This is a genomic window from Mycobacterium sp. SMC-13 (assembly GCF_045311035.1).
Classification (GTDB): Bacteria; Actinomycetota; Actinomycetes; order Mycobacteriales; family Mycobacteriaceae; genus Mycobacterium.
In genome coordinates this window covers 1-1,281 of sequence record NZ_JBJIAI010000086.1, presented here as the reverse complement: position 1 = coordinate 1,281, position 1,281 = coordinate 1, and the positions used below count along the sequence as shown (strand labels likewise).

The window sequence follows — 1,281 nt, the reverse complement described above, 5'->3', positions numbered from 1 at the left end:
TGCCATGGGGACATCCTTCCAGCCCGCCCATGCTGGGCAAGCCAACTCAGATGTCACCTATTCGTGCAGCAGACCCTAACGATTCAGTTCATGGTGCCGGCCATGTGGGCCGCGCTCATGAAGGTGCCCGACTTCGACTCCTTCGACCTGTCCGCGCTGCGTTTCGCTATGGGCGGCGGGTCACCCGTTCCCCTGACGGTGATCGATTTCATGCGCGAGCGTGGTGTGCCCTTCACCGAGGGCTTCGGCATGACCGAGACCGCCCCGTTGGTGACCGTCCTGGACGCCGAGAACACCAGCACTCGGGCGGGGTCGATTGGCCGCGTGGCGATGCACGTCGACGCTCGCATCGTCGACGACCACGATCGCGAAGTCGCGATCGACACTGTGGGTGAGTTGATTGTGCGTGGCCCCAACGTGTTTACAGGCTACTGGATGAAGCCCGAGGCGAGCGCTGAGGCGTTCCGCGGAGGCTGGTTCCACACGGGCGACCTCGGACGCATGGACGCCGAGGGATACATCACCCTCGTCGACCGCAAGAAGGACATGATCATCTCCGGCGGCGAGAACGTCTACCCGATCGAGGTCGAGCAGGTTCTGTTCCGCCACCCGGAGGTACTCGACGCCGCTGTGATCGGAGGCGCGGACGCGAAGTGGGGGGAACGCGTCGTCGCGGTCGTCGTCGCCCAACCCGCGGTGGAAGCGCCGAGCGCCCAAGAGATAGTGGACTGGTGTCGTGAGCGGCTGGCACATTTCAAGTGCCCGCGCGACGTGCACTTCGTCGACGAACTGCCACGCAACGCCACCGGCAAGCTGCTCAAGACCGAGCTGCGTACGCAGTTCACAGGCATCGAGGCCGGAGTCGTTCTGCGCTGAGTGGCCTGCGCAGCGCCTCGCGGGTTCGGGGCAGGGTCTCTCAATCGACGTGCTGATGCGAGAATTTGGCAACAACGGCCGAGTTCAGCAGTTGCGTTGTCCTTTTCGAAGACGGTGCGGTGGGTGTCGACGCAGGAAACCCGGGCGTCGATAGGACTATCGTTCTGCGGAGCACTCCACACGTAATGATCGCGACGAACTGATAGGAGGCACGAACGCGTCTGGCTTGCGCCGCAAATTGCTACTTGAGGCCGCCGCCGACCTGTTCGCGTGCCAAGGCTTCCACTCGGTGGGTATTGATGACACCGGCGCCGCGGCTCGGGCGAGCGAGCTAGTGTCTTGAGTCATTAATTCGAGTGCAGTAGTTCCCGATGCTGGCTAGGATTTGGTCGGCGGTCTTCGTCC

At 63.2% G+C, this 1,281-nt stretch carries 1 protein-coding gene; it reads left to right on the top strand.

Annotated features, from left to right (window positions below):
• Positions 1-876: AMP-binding protein (locus ACJH6I_RS31780; RefSeq protein WP_406785192.1), on the top strand; the 876-nt coding region annotated here is incomplete at its 5' end.
• Positions 877-1,281 lie beyond the last annotated feature (405 nt).